The organism is Geoglobus acetivorans, from assembly GCF_039641995.1.
In the GTDB taxonomy this organism is placed as follows: Archaea; Halobacteriota; Archaeoglobi; order Archaeoglobales; family Archaeoglobaceae; genus Geoglobus; species Geoglobus acetivorans.
In genome coordinates this window covers 1,443,738-1,459,715 of the sequence record NZ_CP087714.1, presented here as the reverse complement: position 1 = coordinate 1,459,715, position 15,978 = coordinate 1,443,738, and the positions used below count along the sequence as shown (strand labels likewise).

Genomic DNA, 15,978 nt, shown 5'->3' with positions numbered 1-15,978 from the left:
CGGAGGGCTGTGCTTCAACGGCAGGTTCTGTTTCACACCATCCGAAGAGGTTTTTCAATTCACCTCGTAAATTTCAGTACCGTATTCATCAAAAACCTTCTCCATGCAGCTGAAATTGCTTTCACCATAAAGTTTCCGCTCATAATCACCATATACGATATATCTGGCACCATACTTTCTTGCTATTTCCTGCGAAACTGAACACGATGATGTGTACACTGCCCTCACATCAGATATTCTCTCTGAAAGCTCGTCGCCGTTATTCCTCCAGTGCACCTCGTGATTTGGCCAGGCTATGACTGCCTGATCCCCCGTAAAGGTTGCAATCCTTCCGCCGTAGGAATAACTGCCCTCCACTCCCTCGATAACGACCGCATTCTTTCCGTAAAGGAATTTCACAGCATAATAATCCCCGGGATAGCTGTCCCGCATGAACTTAAGTCCATCCAGAGAGAATTCGTGCTTGTAGTGCCTTACAGGTGTTGCGACAGCAGGGTAAACGAGCATCAGCGCCATGATGAGTATGGCTATGCTCTTCCGCCTTTCATAAATTACCCTGAGCCCCTCTGAGGCAGCAGGCAGGAACAGCGTCCAGGCGAGAAGATAGAATTTGAAATACGTGTTCATTCTGAAATCTATAACCACCACCTCACATCCAGCGATCGTGAGGATCGAAAGCATCACGAGGAAGTCGGTAAATTCTCTTTTTTCAGCTGCATACAACAGAATTGGGAAAAAAATGGCAGGAGGAAATACAGGCGAAAGTGCAGCAATCAGAAGATAAACAGGCTTATCTCTTATAGCCTCATAATACCTCGCATAAAGCAGGATTACAAAGAAGCCCCAGAATAGTAAAAACTCAGCGATACTGCTGAATTCAGTCGAAAGCTGAATGGCCGCATTGGCATTCATTTCGAGTCTGAAGATCAGGATAAGGATTGCAGACAGAGCCACGATTGGCCAGTAACTCCTGTCCTTGTAAATCAGAAAAGCGGAGGATAGCAGAAAGAAAGCAGGTGCATCCCAGGAATTCGTCGCAAAAAGAGCAAAATTCATGAGGGGAATTGCAAGAGCGTACTCATTTTCTCTGTAAAACCTGTAAAGAATCCCTATAAACAGTATTTTGAGAGGAATTGCTATAACGTGAGCATGCAGGTCTGCATGGATAAAGCTGAAGTAGGGAAATTCAGTTATGGCATGGCCAAAAGTGCTGTCAGAAAATATCCTCGTTGAATTCCAGTAAAACAGATACCCGGGGAGATTTCCCGCCGAAAGAGTTGATAACAGCTCATAAACAGAATACGGAACTCCGGCAATAAGGACAACAACCGCAAATTTGCCGACATCCATATCCCTTGCCAGTCCATAAACGGCAGACACACTTGCAGCCGAAAAAAACGCCATAGCAACGTTGTAGCCATATTCGGGGGGGAGCATTGAGAGTTTCACAATCACCGCAGAAAGCACGTGTCCGAAATAGTAGTACACGTTCAGCATTCCGCTCGCAAAGTACGGATCAGGTGGCGGAAAACGTTCTGCATTCAGAACCGAGTTGAGAAATGCCATATCCATGAACTTCTCCGCCCCGTTGATGTCAGGAACAAGGCTTCTCAGGAAAAGGAAAAATGCAAATGCCAGGATAAAGACAGCTTCAACCTCAAAGTCTATCCTGAACCCCCTCTTCCACATACGATAAGCAATGGGGGCAGATACTGCAATTATGGAAATCATGAATGCCGTGCTGAAGTCGGTGAAATGGGCTAAAGCATAGATTATGAAAGACAGCAGAACAACTGAAAGCAGTTTCGAGATATAGTAATGCTCAAACAGATTTGAGAGAAAAATTAGAGCTACAACAAGAACTATCAGACCGGAAATGACGTCAGTCATTTTCTCATCTCCCTCAGACTCAATCCCAGTTTTATCGACGACAGCAAACCAAGCACTAGGGTGCCGATATTTTTGATGGCATGATCAGCTATCGCCACGACGAGTGCCTCATCTCGTGTAATCCACGAACTCAGAATCAGAGTCAATGTCGCCTCATACGTCCCGATTCCTCCGGGAGTCAATGGCAGGATTTTGACAACGTTTCCCATCGCCACTGCAAACGCAGGGAGATACAGGGGGGCATCGGAGAAGGACCTGAGGACTATGTAACATACGAGAACATCGACCATCCATATGGAGAGAGATAGGGGTATGAAAAACAACGCCATTCTCGAAAATATCAGACCCTTGGCATCCCCCATCACCTTCGCCACGTATCCCCTTGTCTTGGAGAGAAAGATTACTCCGGCAATTATAATTCCGAGAAATATGACTGCATAAAACAGCATCCTGAAATACGCCATTCCAACAAACGCAATGCTGAAAAACGCTATTATGAGGATCGCAATCACATCATATATCCTTTCAGCAGCAAGCCCGCTGAAGCTGGTCTGGTAGGAAACGCCCTTCCTCGAATAAACGTAAGCCCTTCCCAGATCGCCAATCCTCACCGGCGTGAGAATGTTGAGGGTCTGGCTTATGGCGGTTGCCATCACCGCATATCCCACCCCTGCACTGCCCCCGATGTTTTTCATGAGGTGCTCATACCTCACACCCCTGAGGAGAAAAGACGCAAGATACATGATGAATGCGATAAGGATGTTTACATAATTCAGGGCTCTGAAGGACTGGACCAGTTTTTCTGGATTTGCAAAATACACAAGCGTTGCAAAGATCAGGAGAGTAACCCCTATGGAAAAATACAGAAACGCCCTTTCAGAGTGTCTGAGCAAGCTCGAGAACAGGTAGAGAGAGGTTTTAATAACGCTAACTGAGCTTCCCTCATAGTGTTCCCATCTCACCGGAATTTCCTTTATCCTGTATCCCTTTTTCTGAGCGAGAACAAGTATTTCTGTGTCCCAGAACCAGTGGTTGTCCCTGGCCAATTCTCCGAGCTTGAGCAGCACATCCTTCCTGAAAGCCTTGAAGCCACACTGATGATCTCTTATATTTGAACCGAGCATTTTTCTTGCGAGCAGATTGTAAAGTCTGGACGGGAGTTCTCTTTTCAGCGGTCTTTTAATCTCACTCCCCCTGACCAGCCTCGAACCTACGGCAATGTCATAACCCTCATCAATGGCGCTGAGCAAATCCCTTATGTGTTTCAGATCAGTTGAGAGGTCAGCATCCATGTACACAACAACAGGAAATTTTGAGATCTTCGCAGCTTCAAAAACGGCCCTTCCCTTTCCAAGCCTTTCCTCACTGTGCAGGTGCCTGACGAAAGAGTACTTTTCCTCCAGGCTCCTTGCTATTCTGTCCGTGCCGTCTGTGGAGCCGTCTTCAGCTATAATTATTTCGAATTCGTCGTATTCCTTTCTCAAAAAATTCACGAGTGATTCAATACTCTCCTCCAGCCTTTCCGCCTCATTGTGAGCGGGAACGATAATCGTAAACATTTGACTTCAGAATTCCTGAATTGTTTTTAAAATTATGGAATGTTCTCCATGCTGAACGTAACCATCTCCCTTACCTTTCAAAAGCATAACTCTTCTCAATGGTCTGAACTCCGCATGGCCATTTTTCAGTATCATCTCCCTCATTCCGGCATAACTCATCCCATAAACGTATTTGAAGGCAACCGATGGCGTTGTCAGCCTACCATTTATCTCGATCACGAACGTATCACTGCCGGCAACAGCATCCACTCCGACGAAACCGTTGAGACCCTCAACAACCTCCACGGCCCTGATAGCCTCCTCAACAGCATCTCCGTCATACTCTGCTGGAATTATTGCTCCCCGATACTCAAAACCCTCAAGAATTTGCTCATTCACGCTAAGGAGGTGTATTTCACCATCGTTTACATAAAAACTGAAACTCAAAGGTTTTCCGTCAACGAGTTCCTGAGCGATATATCCCTGAGGGACTTCTCCGCCTTTCTTTATCCCATCTCCTCCACACGACACTCTTGGTTTTACGACATACTCACCATCCAGCTTGTTAAGTGACGTTTCGGGAACATTAACCTTATTTTTTAGTTTACGGTAGAGTTCCCATTTATCAGAAGTTATCCTCAGAGCCTTTGAAGAGCTTCCGAAATTCTCAACTCCCGCTTTCTCGATCTTTTTCGTCAGATCGCGCAGAATCCAGTCGTTTTCAGGAGCCACAATTAATGCATGGTCTGCCATTTCAAGGACTTCATCAAAATTCCCATCTCCAAACCTGAAAAACGACCTGAACTCCGGCCTTACGAAAGAGACAAGGTCATAGTACTCTGAAAAATCGAGCATGCTCTTAAACATGGCAAGTCCTTCAACAGCAATACTCTCCGGGAGTTTTTCACCACATACTCCATGCTCGTAAATGAAGAGCTTACTCTTCATCATATTCGTCCTCATTCAGGACTATGGCAATATCTGCCGAGTTTTTGAGAGCTGCTGAAAAACCCGGCTCAAAGCCTATGATTATGGTTTCCTTACCGAGCTCCATGGCCTTTTTGAGGACTGCCTTGAAATCCGCATCTCTCGTAACAAGGGCAAGAACATCAATGGAATCGTTGTAGATGATCTCCATGGCCTCAACGGCCATCCTCACATCAACATCTCCGGAGGTTATTATCGGTTCGAATCCCTGATTCTCGATGGCTTCAACAAGCTTCTCTCCAGCATACTGGTTCAGAAACGTCTTTGCAATCTTTATATCTCCATACTCAGAAAGAATATCCCGTATTTCTTTTAGATTAAGATTGAACTCTTTTCTCAAGACATTTGGACCATCGACCAGAACACCAATTCGTTTTTTACCCTCTTTTCTCGACGAAAGTATTTTCTTAAACTTCTGAATCTTCGACACACTCAGTGTGGACTTTATCGCCATAATCACCACCAATCGATGCCATGGATGCGACATCAATCTATATTGAATACATTTCTTGCATTTTTTATAAGTTTAATGGCTACCTCATCCACACTCATGTTCTTGATTTCCGCAAATTTCTGATATGCAAGCTGCACGTTTGCAGGCTCATTTCTGCCCTTAAGAGGGGAAAGAAAGGGACTGTCGGTTTCAAACATCACGTTTTCAGGCTCCACCACCTCAGCAATCTTCTGGACATTTTCAGAGTAGCATAGGAGTGTGGAGAGCGAGATGTACATCCCCGCATCCACAATCCTCTCGGCAAGCTTTTCACTCCCAGTATAGCAGTGAAAAACCGCCACAACATCCCTGCCCTTCAGAAGCTCAAACACCTTCTCCTCGGCTTTCCTTGCGTGGATCACTGCAGGTTTCTCAAACTCCTCAGCCAGCTGAAGAAAATGAAGGAATATCTCTTTCTGCGTTTCATATTCAGCCTGTGCTTTTTTCAGATCGATCCCTATCTCGCCAATCCCCACTATGCTGTCCAGATTCTCCGAAATCTGACCGGAAACGTACCGATAATCAGACTTTCCAATCCTGTTTGGAGAAAAACCGAGAGTCGAAAAGACATAACCATCGTACTGGCCCGAAATGATAAGGGATTTTTCATTCGAACCGTAATCGAAACCTGAATCGATGATGAAGGACAGTCCTGCAATTTTCGCTCTTCTTATCACCTCATTTCTGTCCTTTTTAAAATTGCCAAAATTCAGGTGACAGTGTATGTCGGCTAACTCCATCATCTGCTCCTCATTTTCATCAGATAGTTCACTGCGTTTATGACGGCATCCACGCTCGCCATAACTATGTCCGCTCCCGCCCCTCTCGAGGTGAAGCTTCTCCCCTCCTCGTCCTCAACCGTCACATAGACCTCTGCAAGAGCGTCGCTCCCTCCAGTTATTGCATCCATCCTGAACTCAGTTATCCTTATCTGCTTCCCTACAAGCTCAGCAACAGCTCTCAAAGCCGCATCAACCGGTCCAACCCCAATAGCAGAGGTTATCTTCCTCTCACCGTTGACATCAGCATTTATCACCGCAGTTGGCGTGATTCTATTCCCTGTGATCACCGTAGCCTCATCCAGCTGTATGACTCTCTCTTCCTTCTTGACCTCACCCATCAGGACCTCGGCGAGAGTTATAACGTCCAGATCAGTTATCTTCTTGCCCTTATCTCCAAGCTCCTTTACCTTATCCACGATCTTCGTGAGGACGTCATCACTGACAGCATATCCTGCATCCTCAAGCAATTTCTTGATCTGGTGCCTTCCAGCATGCTTTCCGACGACTATCTTCCTCCTGTGTCCGACCATTTCGGGGGTTACGATTCCCGGCTCGAAGGTCGTTGCCTCGCTCAGTACACCATGTGCATGAATTCCGCTTTCATGACTGAATGCATTGTCTCCAACTATAGGGGTGTTTGGAGGAAGTTTGATTCCGGTAAGCCTCTCAATCAGCCTTGCGGTCTCAACGAGGTATTCGGTTTTTATGTTCGTTTCAAGCCCCTCAACCGCTTTTATCAGTATGACAACATCCGCAAGACTCGCATTTCCTGCCCTTTCTCCAATACCGTTTATCGTAACCTGTACCTGATCTGCCCCGGCTTTCACGGCTGCGTAGGTATTCGCCACAGCCAGACCGAGGTCATTGTGGCAGTGAACATCCACCGGAACCTCAAGAACTTTTTTAAGTTCGGAGATCAGTCCATACATCGAAAAGGGTGTTGCAATTCCAACCGTGTCAGGAACGTTGACTATATCGACGCCAGCGTCCTCAACAGCCTTGTAAATCGTTTTCAGGTATTCGACCTCAGTTCTTGTGGCATCCATTGCAGAGAACATGCATTCAACGCCGTGGGATTTTATATATTCCACACCCTCCACGGCCATCTCAACGATTTCCTCTCTGCTCTTCTTAACAGTATGCTCAATCTGGATTTTTGAAGTTGAAATGAATATGTGGACCATGTCCACATCAGCCTGAATCGTCCTGTCGATGTCTTCATTTACAAGTCTCGCCAGCCCGCTAACTCTGGCGTTAAGTCCAAGGTTCGCTATTTCCCTTACCGCCTCAAACTCTCCCTGAGTAGCGGCAGGAAAACCTGCTTCGATAACATCAACCCCAAGCTTGTCAAGCTGTTTAGCTATCTGAATCTTGTAACTTTTGGGAAAGGAGATACCCGGCATCTGCTCTCCATCCCTGAGAGTGGTGTCATATATGGTGACAGTGCGCATGGTACTCAGTCAGGGTTTCTTAATAAAAACTTATGGTTTTACGGAATCGGATGTGTCCACCCGGACAGCCGGCATCAGCCAAGAACCGAATGTAAAAAACATGCTGATAAATCCTTAAAAACTGCTAAATCAAACAATACAGAAGAAGAGGTGATAAGGATGAAGTGTATCTGCGGTACGAAAGGCTGGAAGGTCAAGAAAATAACACTCGGCAACCATCTCAATCCCGAATACTGGCACCTACTCAACGAGGATTTCCATTTCTGCCCGAACCCGGATTGCGATGTCGTGTATTTCAGCCAAAAGGTTTCGTTCACAGTTAAAGAAGTGAAGACAAAGGTGTTTTTCAAGGAAAAAGGCTCACCAAAACCGCTGTGCTACTGCAAACAGGTTACGGAAGAAGACGTAATTGAAGCGATAAATAAAGGGGCGAGAAGCGTTGAAGAGGTTGAAAAAATGACGGGCATAGGAAACGGGGGGCATTGTCTCATCACAAACCCTTCAGGGAGGTGCTGCAAACCCAATTACACGAAATTTATAAATGAGATCCTCGAAGCCAGAACTGAACCGGAAAACATCCAGGCAGTCACTCCTGAAACCCCATCTGAAGATTGCTGCACTCCAGAAAAATAGCTGATTCCATTGCGTCAGAAAGGGAAACTGACAGAGTGAAACCGGCGCAATCTGGATAGAGGTATCCGGCACATATGGCAGGGGCATATTTTGGCAACACATTATGGAAGGAAACATTTATTTATTCAATATCGAAATCCGATAACGGAAGGTGATACCTTGCTTGAACGTAAACTCTTTCTCAGCTTTGTGAGGATACACATTCTGTACCACGCATCTAAGGGAGAGATATACGGGGCTTGGATGATGAAGGAGCTTGAGAGACACGGTTATTCTCTGAGTCCCGGAACGCTCTACCCAATACTCCACGAAATGGAGAGAGATGGGCTGCTGCATTCAAGAAAAATAGTTGTCAGTGGAAAAGTGAGAAGAGTGTACAGAGCCACGGAAGACGGATCAAAAATGCTCGAGATCGCTAAAAACAAGATAAAAGAGCTTTTCAGTGAGGTACTGGAATGATCGAGCTATTGAACGTAAGGAAAAACATAGGACGAAAAGAAATACTCAAGGGCGTAAATCTGACGGTCGAAAAAAAGGAAGTAATGGTTATTGTCGGACCTTCAGGTAGCGGGAAGTCGACGCTTTTACGATGCGTAAACAGGCTCACCGAGATTACAAGTGGAGATATACGGATAAACAAAGTATCCATAAAGGATCTCGACCCGATCAGCCTCAGAAGGATTGTGGGGATGGTCTTCCAGTCTCCGGTGATGTTCGAAGGAAGTGTCAGAGAAAACATAACATATGGCCTCAGATTTTCGGAAAATGACATAAACACCTGGGAAACTGCTGAAGAGCTTGCCAGAGAAGTCGGCATTGAGCATCTCCTTGAGGAAGACGCAAACAAACTCAGCGGAGGAGAGCAGCAAAGAGTTGCGATAGCAAGAACACTGGCTTTAAAGCCGGAAATTTTGCTCCTTGATGAGCCGACTGCATCACTCGATCCGGAAAGTGCAAAAAAAATTGAAAATCTCGTGTTAAATCTTGTCAGGTCCAGAGAGCTGACCGTCCTATGGGTAACCCATGATGCTGAACAGGCGAAAAGAGTTGGAGACAGAGTAGCAGTTTTGAAAGATGGCAGGATTGTTGCAATTGAAGAGCCCAAAAAAATAGTGTGGGGTGAGATATATGTACGCTGAATCTCTGATCAAACTCGCCTCTGCATCAACTCTTGCAGTACTCGTCATAATTGTATCGCATCTCAGAAAAATAGGGGTCGCCAAAGATTTTTCTTCGGCAGCCATGAGAGGGCTGGTTCAGCTGATGATCCTTTCAGCCGTGCTTGCTTACGTTTTCACGTCACCAATATGGCCTGCTTTCGCATTACCCATATACATTGCCATGGCACTGCTTGCCGGCCACACATCTGCAAGGAGGGTTGGCATGCCAGGTGCGATATGGATAACCACGCCAAGCATTGCAATGGGTGCTGCAGTATCACTTGCAGTTATGACTGCCCTCAGAGTAATACCTCTGAAACCGGAGTTCGTTATCCCGCTCGCAGGCATGGCGTTTGGCAATGCGATGAACATATGCTCACTGACGCTGAACAGGCTCTTAAGCGAGGTCGGAAACAATAGAAACAGAATCGAGGCCATGCTTGCACTCGGGGCCACTGCCCAGCAGGCAATGGAGCAGTATGAAAGAACATCAATAAAATCTGCCCTTATCCCAAGCATAGATAACATGAGGACTCTCGGCATAATATTCATCCCCGGTGCGATGACTGGGATGCTCATGGCCGGAATAAATCCAGTAACCGCCACAGTCTACCAGATAGCCATATTCTTCATGATCATAAGCTCGGGAATTGTCGCAGCAGTTTATGCCACATACCTGACCAAGAAAAGGCTATTCACACCAGCCCATCAACTCATAGAAGAGATTTAACCATGTGTGGCAATTTAAAAAGATGCGTGCCAGAACTGGCAAAGTTTAGAGAGAGGAGGCTTCACGGATACATAATCTCACGCGGAAGCTTCTCCGTCTTCCCTTCGACCTTCGTTATTACCAGAACTCCAAGAAACTCGCCATCAGAAGACCATACTCCGCAGTAATACTTTTCATAATTCCTGCCCTCGAAATTTATTACTCGCCTGAAAAAATCTCTCTTTTTGCTTTTCAGCTCCTCAAAGATCTGTCTGACGAACTTTGCAGTCACACTGGAATGGAAGCTGTCAACTTTCTTACCAATTACTCCACTGTCGTTAATGACCTGACCGTTGCCGTAGAGCAACGTCAGAATTCCATTCCGATCTACAAACGCCACAGAATCGCTCGAATGGAGTCCACCAATGGCCGAAAAAAGACTTTTAACCATATCCGCAACTGGACTCTGAGCATCCACAGAGGTGAAATCCTCACTCAGATAATACAGATACTTTTTCCCGTATTTTCCCCTCGACCTTACTTCCATCCGATCGAGAATTTTCTCCGAATAAAGTTTCTCAAGAGCTGAGGATATTGTTGTATATGGAATTTGTTCTCCTCTACTCTCAAAAACCCTTTTAATGTCCCCTGCACTCATTTTACTGCCACTCTTCAGAATTGAGATTATTTTAAGCTCTTTATCTGTCAGGGAGACAGGCACAGATACCAATTCTGGGACAACATTTATAAATATTTTACGGACTTTTTACGAGACTTCGTTTTTAATTAACTTAAATATCGTAAATTTTAAAACCATTACAGACGAGTACTCACTGGAGGTGAGAGAATTGAAGAGGTTGATTCTGTCTGCTTTTATAGCCCTGATAGCACTGACAGCGATTGTATCTGCAGAAGAGCCATGTGTTGGCTGCCACAGGTCCGTAACCCCGGGAATAGTCAGCCAGTACGAGAGTTCTGTGATGGCCAAGGCGGGAGTCACGTGCCTGGACTGCCACGGTGAGATTAAAGGCATAAACGATCCCAGCGTAATTAACCACAATGGCTACAGGATAACACCGGTAGTGTCCCCGCTCCACTGCCAGAAGTGCCACCCGAAGGAGTATGAGGAGTTCATGAGGAGCAAACACGCCTGGACTGCGCTCATTGGGCCCTACAAGCTCTGGTACAGAGACGTTGTCTCAAAGGGTCTTGTCAAGGAAGGTGAAGCTCCGACGAACGACGTGTTCCTTGCGGAAGATCCCTACGAACACATGGGCAACACGGTCTCGGCCCTCTTCCCAGCATCTGGCATTCTCGACAGGGTTGGACTTCTCGACGAGATTGATGGATACAAGAACACGCTGAACTGCGAGGGATGTCATGGCAGCGCTGTAATAGTCAGGGACGGCAAGATCGTCAAGGGATGGCCCAACAACGGTATTGGCAGGATGAATCCCGACGGCAGTCTCGGGAGCTGTTCCGCATGTCACACAAGGCACAAGTTTGACAGAGCAGAGGCCAGGAAACCGGAAACGTGCGGACAGTGCCATCTCGGTCCGGACCATCCTCAGATTGAGATATATGAAGAGAGCAAACACGGGAACATCTATTACAGCCTCGAAAACCACAGCTTCCTGAAGGAAGAGAGGTTAACACCCGAGAACACTCCCGCACCGACATGTGCGGTCTGCCACATGAGTGGATTCAATGGGGCAAAGACCACCCATGATGTGGGGGAGAGGCTCTACTGGGAACTGCAGCCAGCAATAAGCACTCCTCAGTGGTACCCGTCCAATCTCGTGCCTGTGGGCAAGGCAAAACCGGACGAGGAAAAGGCAAGTCAGAACAGGGAGGAGATGAAGAAGGTCTGCAGAGGGTGCCACTCACCTTCATGGGTTGACAGATACTTTGTCGAGTTCGATCAGTCAGTTCAAGACTACAATGTGGTAGCCAAGTCGGCAAAGGGGTTCCTGCAGAAAATCTACGACGAGGGGCTTGCAGACAAGAGCAACCCGCTGGACGAGTATCCTGAACTCATGTGGTACTACATCTGGCACCACGATGGCAGGAGATGGAAGATGGGTGCATCGATGATGGGTTACGACTTTGCCCACTGGAGCGGTATCGTTGATACTGTCATGGACAAGTACGGCAGAATGATCGCCTGGTATGACACGCAGAAGAAGATAGAGAACATCAAAGCACTGGCAGAGGAGGGAAAAGCCACACCAGAGGCTAATGCAGAGAGTGCAGAAAGAGAGGCAGAATCGACGCCAGGATTTGAAGTGGTGAGTGCAGTAACCGCGATGGCCGCCCTGCTGGGAGTACGCCTGATGGGCCAGCGTAAAAGAGAGAATTGACGAAAACTCCAACATTTAAATTTATTTCAATTTTTTCTCGAACTCACGGGTTGCTATTTTCAGAACATCCGTATTTCGTAAACATCACTGTTCACGCCATCTATGATCACCGTCAGCCTGACCTTCATGACATCACTGCAGTGAGTATGGAAAAAATCTTCAGATAGATCGGCAGAACGATCAGAGATGGAAGCATGTTTCCGGGCTTCATGTTTGTAAGCTTCATGAGGTTTATCCCTATTGCAGCAATCATAACGCCCCCCGTTGCGGTAAGCTCGGTTATCAGAAAGTCTGTGGCATATTCCCTCACTCCAAGAGCTGTAAAATAGAAAAAGGACTGATACAGCAGCACAGGTATTGCTGAAAAGGTGACGCCTATCCCGAGAGCGGAGGAGAGGGCGAGGGATGCAATGCCATCGAGCATGGCTTTGGTTATGAGCAGTGTGCTGTCTCCTGTAAGAGCTTCCTGAACAGGACCTATAACTGCCATCGAACCAACGCAGAAAAGCAGTGTTGATGCGACAAACCCATCAGCAAACTTCGAACCTTCGAATTTCCTTTCTATCCTCAGTCCGAACTCCTCGAGCCTTTCCTCAATTTTCATCACACTTCCCATGACCGAGCCAGTCAAAATGGTTAGAGTCAGGATGGCAAAGTTTGTCGTCTCGAGTGCCATATCCACTCCAATCAAAAGCACAACAAGCCCGAGAACGTTCATCAAGTATTCCTTAAGCTCCTCCCCAATCTTTGACCCTATTGCGATCCCCGCAATGCTGAAAAAGATTATGGAAGCCACGTTGATCAGCGTTCCAATCATTGCAATCCTGCTCCTGCCGAAGGATATATTTACTTTCTTTTTATCGACATCTCCCTGAACCTGATGGCATCCTCAAGCATGTGCATGTTGTTGAACATGACATAGCATGTCCTTTCTCCCGAAACTCTTTCTAAAAGCCATTTAAGTTCATCATCGCTGTATTTATGCCTGTAGTTGAAACCGTGAAGCCTGTAGTACCTGATTTCACCATGCATGCTCCTGCTGACGAATGGATCGACCACATGCACGAGGTCAAGTTTCTGACACACATCCTTTACAACATCGCTGCCCCATCCTCTTGGCTCCCAGCAAAAAACAAACTCTCTTTCAATAGAATTGAAAAACTCCTTCATGTTTCTTACATTCTCCTCACACTCTCTGAAAGACCTGGGAGTTTGAAAGACGATTACACTGGAGTTCAGAATTTTTGCGACCTCTCTTGTTCGCTCCCATGCGTCAAAAACAGCCTTGACAGGTTTGAAAAAACCACCATCGTCCACTTTCAGCTTAGCTTTCCGGTACGTTGGTGAGGATGGGGGATGGGTTATAACCTGGAACGCCTTAACTGTAAACTCAAAACCCTCACCCGCAAGCTCTCTCCACCTTTCAGCGGTTTCGGGCATAGGAGGTTTGTAGAATGTCTTCTGTACTTCAACAACATCAAACATCCGGAAGTAATCTGCCATCGAAACCGGTAAACCGCAGCAGCCCACCTTTATCATTGCACAGATAAATATGTAAAAAAGAGAAAAAGGTTTTACTCCTGCAAAGCTAAGATGGCACCCTCCTCAGGTCGAACCGGTCGAGGTTCATGACCTTGACCCATGCCCTGACGAAGTCTGTGACGAGCCTCTCTTTTCCATCATCAGCAGCGTATATCTCGCAAATTGCCCTGAGCTGGCTATTCGCTCCAAAAATCAGATCGACCCTCGTCGCCCTCCACTTGAGATCTCCGCTCTCTCTGTCGTATCCTTCGAAGGCGTAGCGATCCTCAGAGGTCGGCCTCCACTCCACGTTCATGTCAAGCAGGTTGACGAAGAAGTCGTTGGTAAGGGTTTCAGGTTTGTCAGTAAGCACCCCGTAATCTGTCCCGTTGTAGTTTGCGTTCAGAACTCTCAGCCCCCCCACCAGCACAGTCATTTCTGCTGCATTAAGAGTTAGAAGCTGAGCCTTGTCAACCAGCATCTCCTCGGGAGAGTAAAGGCACCTCTCCTTCCTGAAGTAGTTTCTGAAGCCGTCTGCGACTGGCTCAACCATCTTCCAGAACTCCACGTCAGTCTGTTCCATCGAAACGTCCACCCTTCCTGGCGTGAATGGAACTGCCACATCAAATCCGACCCTTCTCGCAGCCTCCTCAACCGCAGCGCATCCAGCCAGAACTATCAGATCGGCGAGGGAGACTCTTCTGCCCCCACTCTGGCCCTCATTGAACTCTCTCTGTATTTCTTCCAGGATTCCGAGCACCCTTCCGAGCCTTTCAGGCATATTGACCTCCCAGTCTTTCTGCGGCTCGAGCCTTATTCTCGCTCCATTTGCTCCTCCCTTGAAGTCGCTTCCCCTGAACGTGGAGGCTGCAGACCACGCAACGTAGATGAGATCAGAGACTGAAAGCCCGGACTCCAGCACCTTCCTCTTCAGGTTACTGATGTCCTCTTCGCTTACAGGCTCGTGGTCTGCTTTTGGCGTCGGCTCCTGCCAGACGAACTGCTCTTTGGGAATTTCCGGGCCAAGATACCTGCTCGGCGGTCCGAGATCGCGGTGGGTTAGCTTGAACCACGCCCTCGCAAAGGCCATCAGGAACTCCTCCGGATTTTCAAGAAAGTGTTTTGCTATTTTCGAGTAGACAGGGTCGAATTTCAGGGCAAGATCGGTTGTGAGCATCATCGGTTTATGCTTCCTCTCGGGATCGTGAGCGTCGGGGATGCTCTCCTCTGCATCCCTTGCAATCCACTGGTAAGCACCTCCTGGACCCTTTATCAGCTCGTATTCGTACTCGAACAGGTTTTTCAGGAACAGAATCGTCCATTTCGTCGGGTTCTGGGTCCATGTAAGCTCCAGTCCGCTCGTGATGGTGTCGGGCCCCTTTCCAGACCTGTAACTGTTCTTCCATCCCAGTCCCTGCTGCTCTACAGGTGCAGCATCCGGCTCAGGGCCGAGGTAGCTCTGGGGAGCCGCCCCATGGCACTTGCCGAATGTATGGCCACCAGCTATCAGCGCAACCGTTTCCTCGTCATTCATCCCCATTCTGCGAAAAGCAATTCTGATGTGCTTCGCAGCCTCGACGGGATCCGGGTTTCCTCCGGGCCCTTCAGGGTTGACGTAGATCAGACCCATTTGAGTAGCAGCTAAGGCTCCTTCCAGGTCGTCTTCGACAAATCTCTGAGACTCAAGCCATTCCTCCTCTTCACCCCAGTAAATATCCTCCTGAGGTTCGTAGACGTCCTCCCTTCCGCCGGCAAAGCCGAGGGTTTTGAACCCCATTGACTCGAGAGCCACATTTCCGGCCAGTATTATCAGGTCTGCCCAGGAAATTCTCCTGCCGTACTTCTTCTTAACCGGCCACAGCAACCTTATCGCCCTGTCGAGGTTTATGTTGTCCGGCCAGCTCCTCAGGGGGAAAAGTCTTATTATTCCTCTGTTGGCCCCACCTCTGCCGTCGATAACTCGGTACGTTCCGGCGCTGTGCCAGGCGAGCCTTATGAAAAGAGGACCATAGTGTCCAAAATCGGCGGGCCACCAGTCCTGAGAGGTCGTGAGAACCTTCCTGATGTCTTTCTTCACCTCGTCAAGATCGAGCTTCTCGAACTCCTTCGCATAATCAAAATCCTCTCCCATCGGGTTTGCTCTCGAACAGTTCTGGTGCAGAACCCTCAGATTCAGAACGTTGGGCCACTTTTTCTTTTCCGGCGTGAACAGTACTTTCTCCCTATTTTCCGGTTTCGTATTTTCTCTTTCATGCATTCCAAAACACCATCTTCGAATTTCGATTAATAATGTTTGAAATTTCAACTATAAAAGGTTTCTGAACCTCCATGCCACCCAACTAAAGAGATGGCATTCATTCAGAAACTGAAAAGCGCAACAATGGGTGAGGTCAACACCTCATCAGTTCACCGCATACATCCCGGGAAAATTCTGCCCAACCTACGGTAGTTTCA

Annotated in this window: 15 protein-coding genes; 5 read left to right on the top strand and 10 right to left on the bottom strand. The window is 47.4% G+C overall.

Features of this window, described 5'->3' with window-relative positions; all coding sequences use genetic code 11:
• Nucleotides 1-54: 54 nt before the first annotated feature.
• From LPQ35_RS08490 to LPQ35_RS08465, 6 genes are read right to left on the bottom strand one after another with little or no spacing between them, the layout of a single operon-like run.
• Nucleotides 55-1,890, bottom strand: a complete 1,836-nt coding sequence (locus LPQ35_RS08490) for a DUF2298 domain-containing protein (protein ID WP_193808346.1) — start codon at nt 1,888-1,890, stop codon at nt 55-57.
• Nucleotides 1,887-3,449, bottom strand: coding sequence for a flippase-like domain-containing protein (locus LPQ35_RS08485; protein WP_346297620.1), 1,563 nt, complete (start codon nt 3,447-3,449; stop codon nt 1,887-1,889). The genes LPQ35_RS08490 and LPQ35_RS08485 overlap by 4 nt, the downstream gene beginning before the upstream one ends.
• A 6-nt stretch (nt 3,450-3,455) precedes the next feature.
• Nucleotides 3,456-4,376, bottom strand: a complete 921-nt coding sequence (locus LPQ35_RS08480; protein ID WP_193808344.1) for an ATP-grasp domain-containing protein — start codon at nt 4,374-4,376, stop codon at nt 3,456-3,458.
• Nucleotides 4,366-4,869: a TIGR00288 family NYN domain-containing protein gene (locus tag LPQ35_RS08475; protein ID WP_193808343.1), complete on the bottom strand. Its 504-nt coding sequence runs from the start codon at nt 4,867-4,869 to the stop codon at nt 4,366-4,368. Before LPQ35_RS08475 ends, LPQ35_RS08480 begins: the two co-directional genes overlap by 11 nt.
• A gap of 32 nt (nt 4,870-4,901) precedes the next feature.
• Entirely contained in the window at nt 4,902-5,648 is a 747-nt protein-coding gene (locus tag LPQ35_RS08470; protein WP_193808342.1) for a YchF/TatD family DNA exonuclease, read from the bottom strand.
• Nucleotides 5,648-7,141: a 2-isopropylmalate synthase gene (locus LPQ35_RS08465; RefSeq protein ID WP_193808341.1), complete on the bottom strand. Its 1,494-nt coding sequence runs from the start codon at nt 7,139-7,141 to the stop codon at nt 5,648-5,650. Before LPQ35_RS08465 ends, LPQ35_RS08470 begins: the two co-directional genes overlap by 1 nt.
• A gap of 159 nt (nt 7,142-7,300) precedes the next feature.
• Here LPQ35_RS08465 and LPQ35_RS08460 point away from each other — a divergent pair, with 159 nt between their 5' ends.
• The 4 genes from LPQ35_RS08460 (at nt 7,301) to LPQ35_RS08445 (ending at nt 9,664) form a co-directional block, all read left to right on the top strand.
• Nucleotides 7,301-7,774 carry a (2Fe-2S)-binding protein gene (locus LPQ35_RS08460; RefSeq protein WP_193808340.1) on the top strand — a complete coding sequence of 158 codons (474 nt, stop codon included), beginning with the start codon at nt 7,301-7,303 and terminating at the stop codon, nt 7,772-7,774.
• Nucleotides 7,775-7,933: 159 nt separating this feature from the next.
• Nucleotides 7,934-8,233: a helix-turn-helix transcriptional regulator gene (locus LPQ35_RS08455; protein ID WP_193808339.1), complete on the top strand. Its 300-nt coding sequence runs from the start codon at nt 7,934-7,936 to the stop codon at nt 8,231-8,233.
• Nucleotides 8,230-8,913, top strand: coding sequence for an ATP-binding cassette domain-containing protein (locus LPQ35_RS08450; protein ID WP_193808338.1), 684 nt, complete (start codon nt 8,230-8,232; stop codon nt 8,911-8,913). The genes LPQ35_RS08455 and LPQ35_RS08450 overlap by 4 nt, the downstream gene beginning before the upstream one ends.
• On the top strand, nt 8,903-9,664 hold the full coding sequence (locus LPQ35_RS08445) for an ABC transporter permease (protein WP_193808337.1): 762 nt from the start codon (nt 8,903-8,905) through the stop codon (nt 9,662-9,664). Before LPQ35_RS08450 ends, LPQ35_RS08445 begins: the two co-directional genes overlap by 11 nt.
• A 61-nt stretch (nt 9,665-9,725) precedes the next feature.
• Here the strand turns inward: LPQ35_RS08445 and LPQ35_RS08440 are convergent, their stop codons facing one another.
• Entirely contained in the window at nt 9,726-10,364 is a 639-nt protein-coding gene (locus LPQ35_RS08440; RefSeq protein WP_193808336.1) for a PAS domain-containing protein, read from the bottom strand.
• 127 nt (nt 10,365-10,491) lie between these two features.
• On the opposite strand from LPQ35_RS08440, the gene LPQ35_RS08435 reads away from it, so the two are divergent.
• A complete protein-coding gene (locus LPQ35_RS08435) occupies nt 10,492-12,003 on the top strand; it encodes a multiheme c-type cytochrome (protein WP_193808335.1) in 1,512 nt (503 codons plus the stop codon).
• Between the two features lie 124 nt (nt 12,004-12,127).
• Here LPQ35_RS08435 and LPQ35_RS08430 read toward each other — a convergent pair whose 3' ends face one another.
• Genes LPQ35_RS08430 through katG form a run of 3 tightly spaced genes read right to left on the bottom strand, consistent with a single transcriptional unit; the run spans nt 12,128 to nt 15,781 of the window.
• Nucleotides 12,128-12,820 carry a DUF554 family protein gene (locus LPQ35_RS08430; RefSeq protein ID WP_193808334.1) on the bottom strand — a complete coding sequence of 231 codons (693 nt, stop codon included), beginning with the start codon at nt 12,818-12,820 and terminating at the stop codon, nt 12,128-12,130.
• Nucleotides 12,821-12,849: 29 nt separating this feature from the next.
• Nucleotides 12,850-13,542, bottom strand: a complete 693-nt coding sequence (locus LPQ35_RS08425; protein ID WP_193808333.1) for a DUF72 domain-containing protein — start codon at nt 13,540-13,542, stop codon at nt 12,850-12,852.
• Nucleotides 13,543-13,591: 49 nt separating this feature from the next.
• Nucleotides 13,592-15,781, bottom strand: coding sequence for a catalase/peroxidase HPI (gene katG, locus LPQ35_RS08420; RefSeq protein ID WP_193808332.1), 2,190 nt, complete (start codon nt 15,779-15,781; stop codon nt 13,592-13,594).
• Nucleotides 15,782-15,978 lie beyond the last annotated feature (197 nt).

Coding starts and splice junctions, on each gene's coding strand:
- LPQ35_RS08490 (WP_193808346.1), bottom strand. CDS start 1,890: ATGACTGACGTCATTTCCGGTCTGATAGTTCTTGTTGTAGCTCTAATT.
- LPQ35_RS08485 (WP_346297620.1), bottom strand. CDS start 3,449: ATGTTTACGATTATCGTTCCCGCTCACAATGAGGCGGAAAGGCTGGAG.
- LPQ35_RS08480 (WP_193808344.1), bottom strand. CDS start 4,376: ATGAAGAGTAAGCTCTTCATTTACGAGCATGGAGTATGTGGTGAAAAA.
- LPQ35_RS08475 (WP_193808343.1), bottom strand. CDS start 4,869: ATGGCGATAAAGTCCACACTGAGTGTGTCGAAGATTCAGAAGTTTAAG.
- LPQ35_RS08470 (WP_193808342.1), bottom strand. CDS start 5,648: ATGGAGTTAGCCGACATACACTGTCACCTGAATTTTGGCAATTTTAAA.
- LPQ35_RS08465 (WP_193808341.1), bottom strand. CDS start 7,141: ATGCGCACTGTCACCATATATGACACCACTCTCAGGGATGGAGAGCAG.
- LPQ35_RS08460 (WP_193808340.1), top strand. CDS start 7,301: ATGAAGTGTATCTGCGGTACGAAAGGCTGGAAGGTCAAGAAAATAACA.
- LPQ35_RS08450 (WP_193808338.1), top strand. CDS start 8,230: ATGATCGAGCTATTGAACGTAAGGAAAAACATAGGACGAAAAGAAATA.
- LPQ35_RS08445 (WP_193808337.1), top strand. CDS start 8,903: ATGTACGCTGAATCTCTGATCAAACTCGCCTCTGCATCAACTCTTGCA.
- LPQ35_RS08430 (WP_193808334.1), bottom strand. CDS start 12,820: ATGATTGGAACGCTGATCAACGTGGCTTCCATAATCTTTTTCAGCATT.
- LPQ35_RS08425 (WP_193808333.1), bottom strand. CDS start 13,542: ATGATAAAGGTGGGCTGCTGCGGTTTACCGGTTTCGATGGCAGATTAC.
- katG (WP_193808332.1), bottom strand. CDS start 15,781: ATGCATGAAAGAGAAAATACGAAACCGGAAAATAGGGAGAAAGTACTG.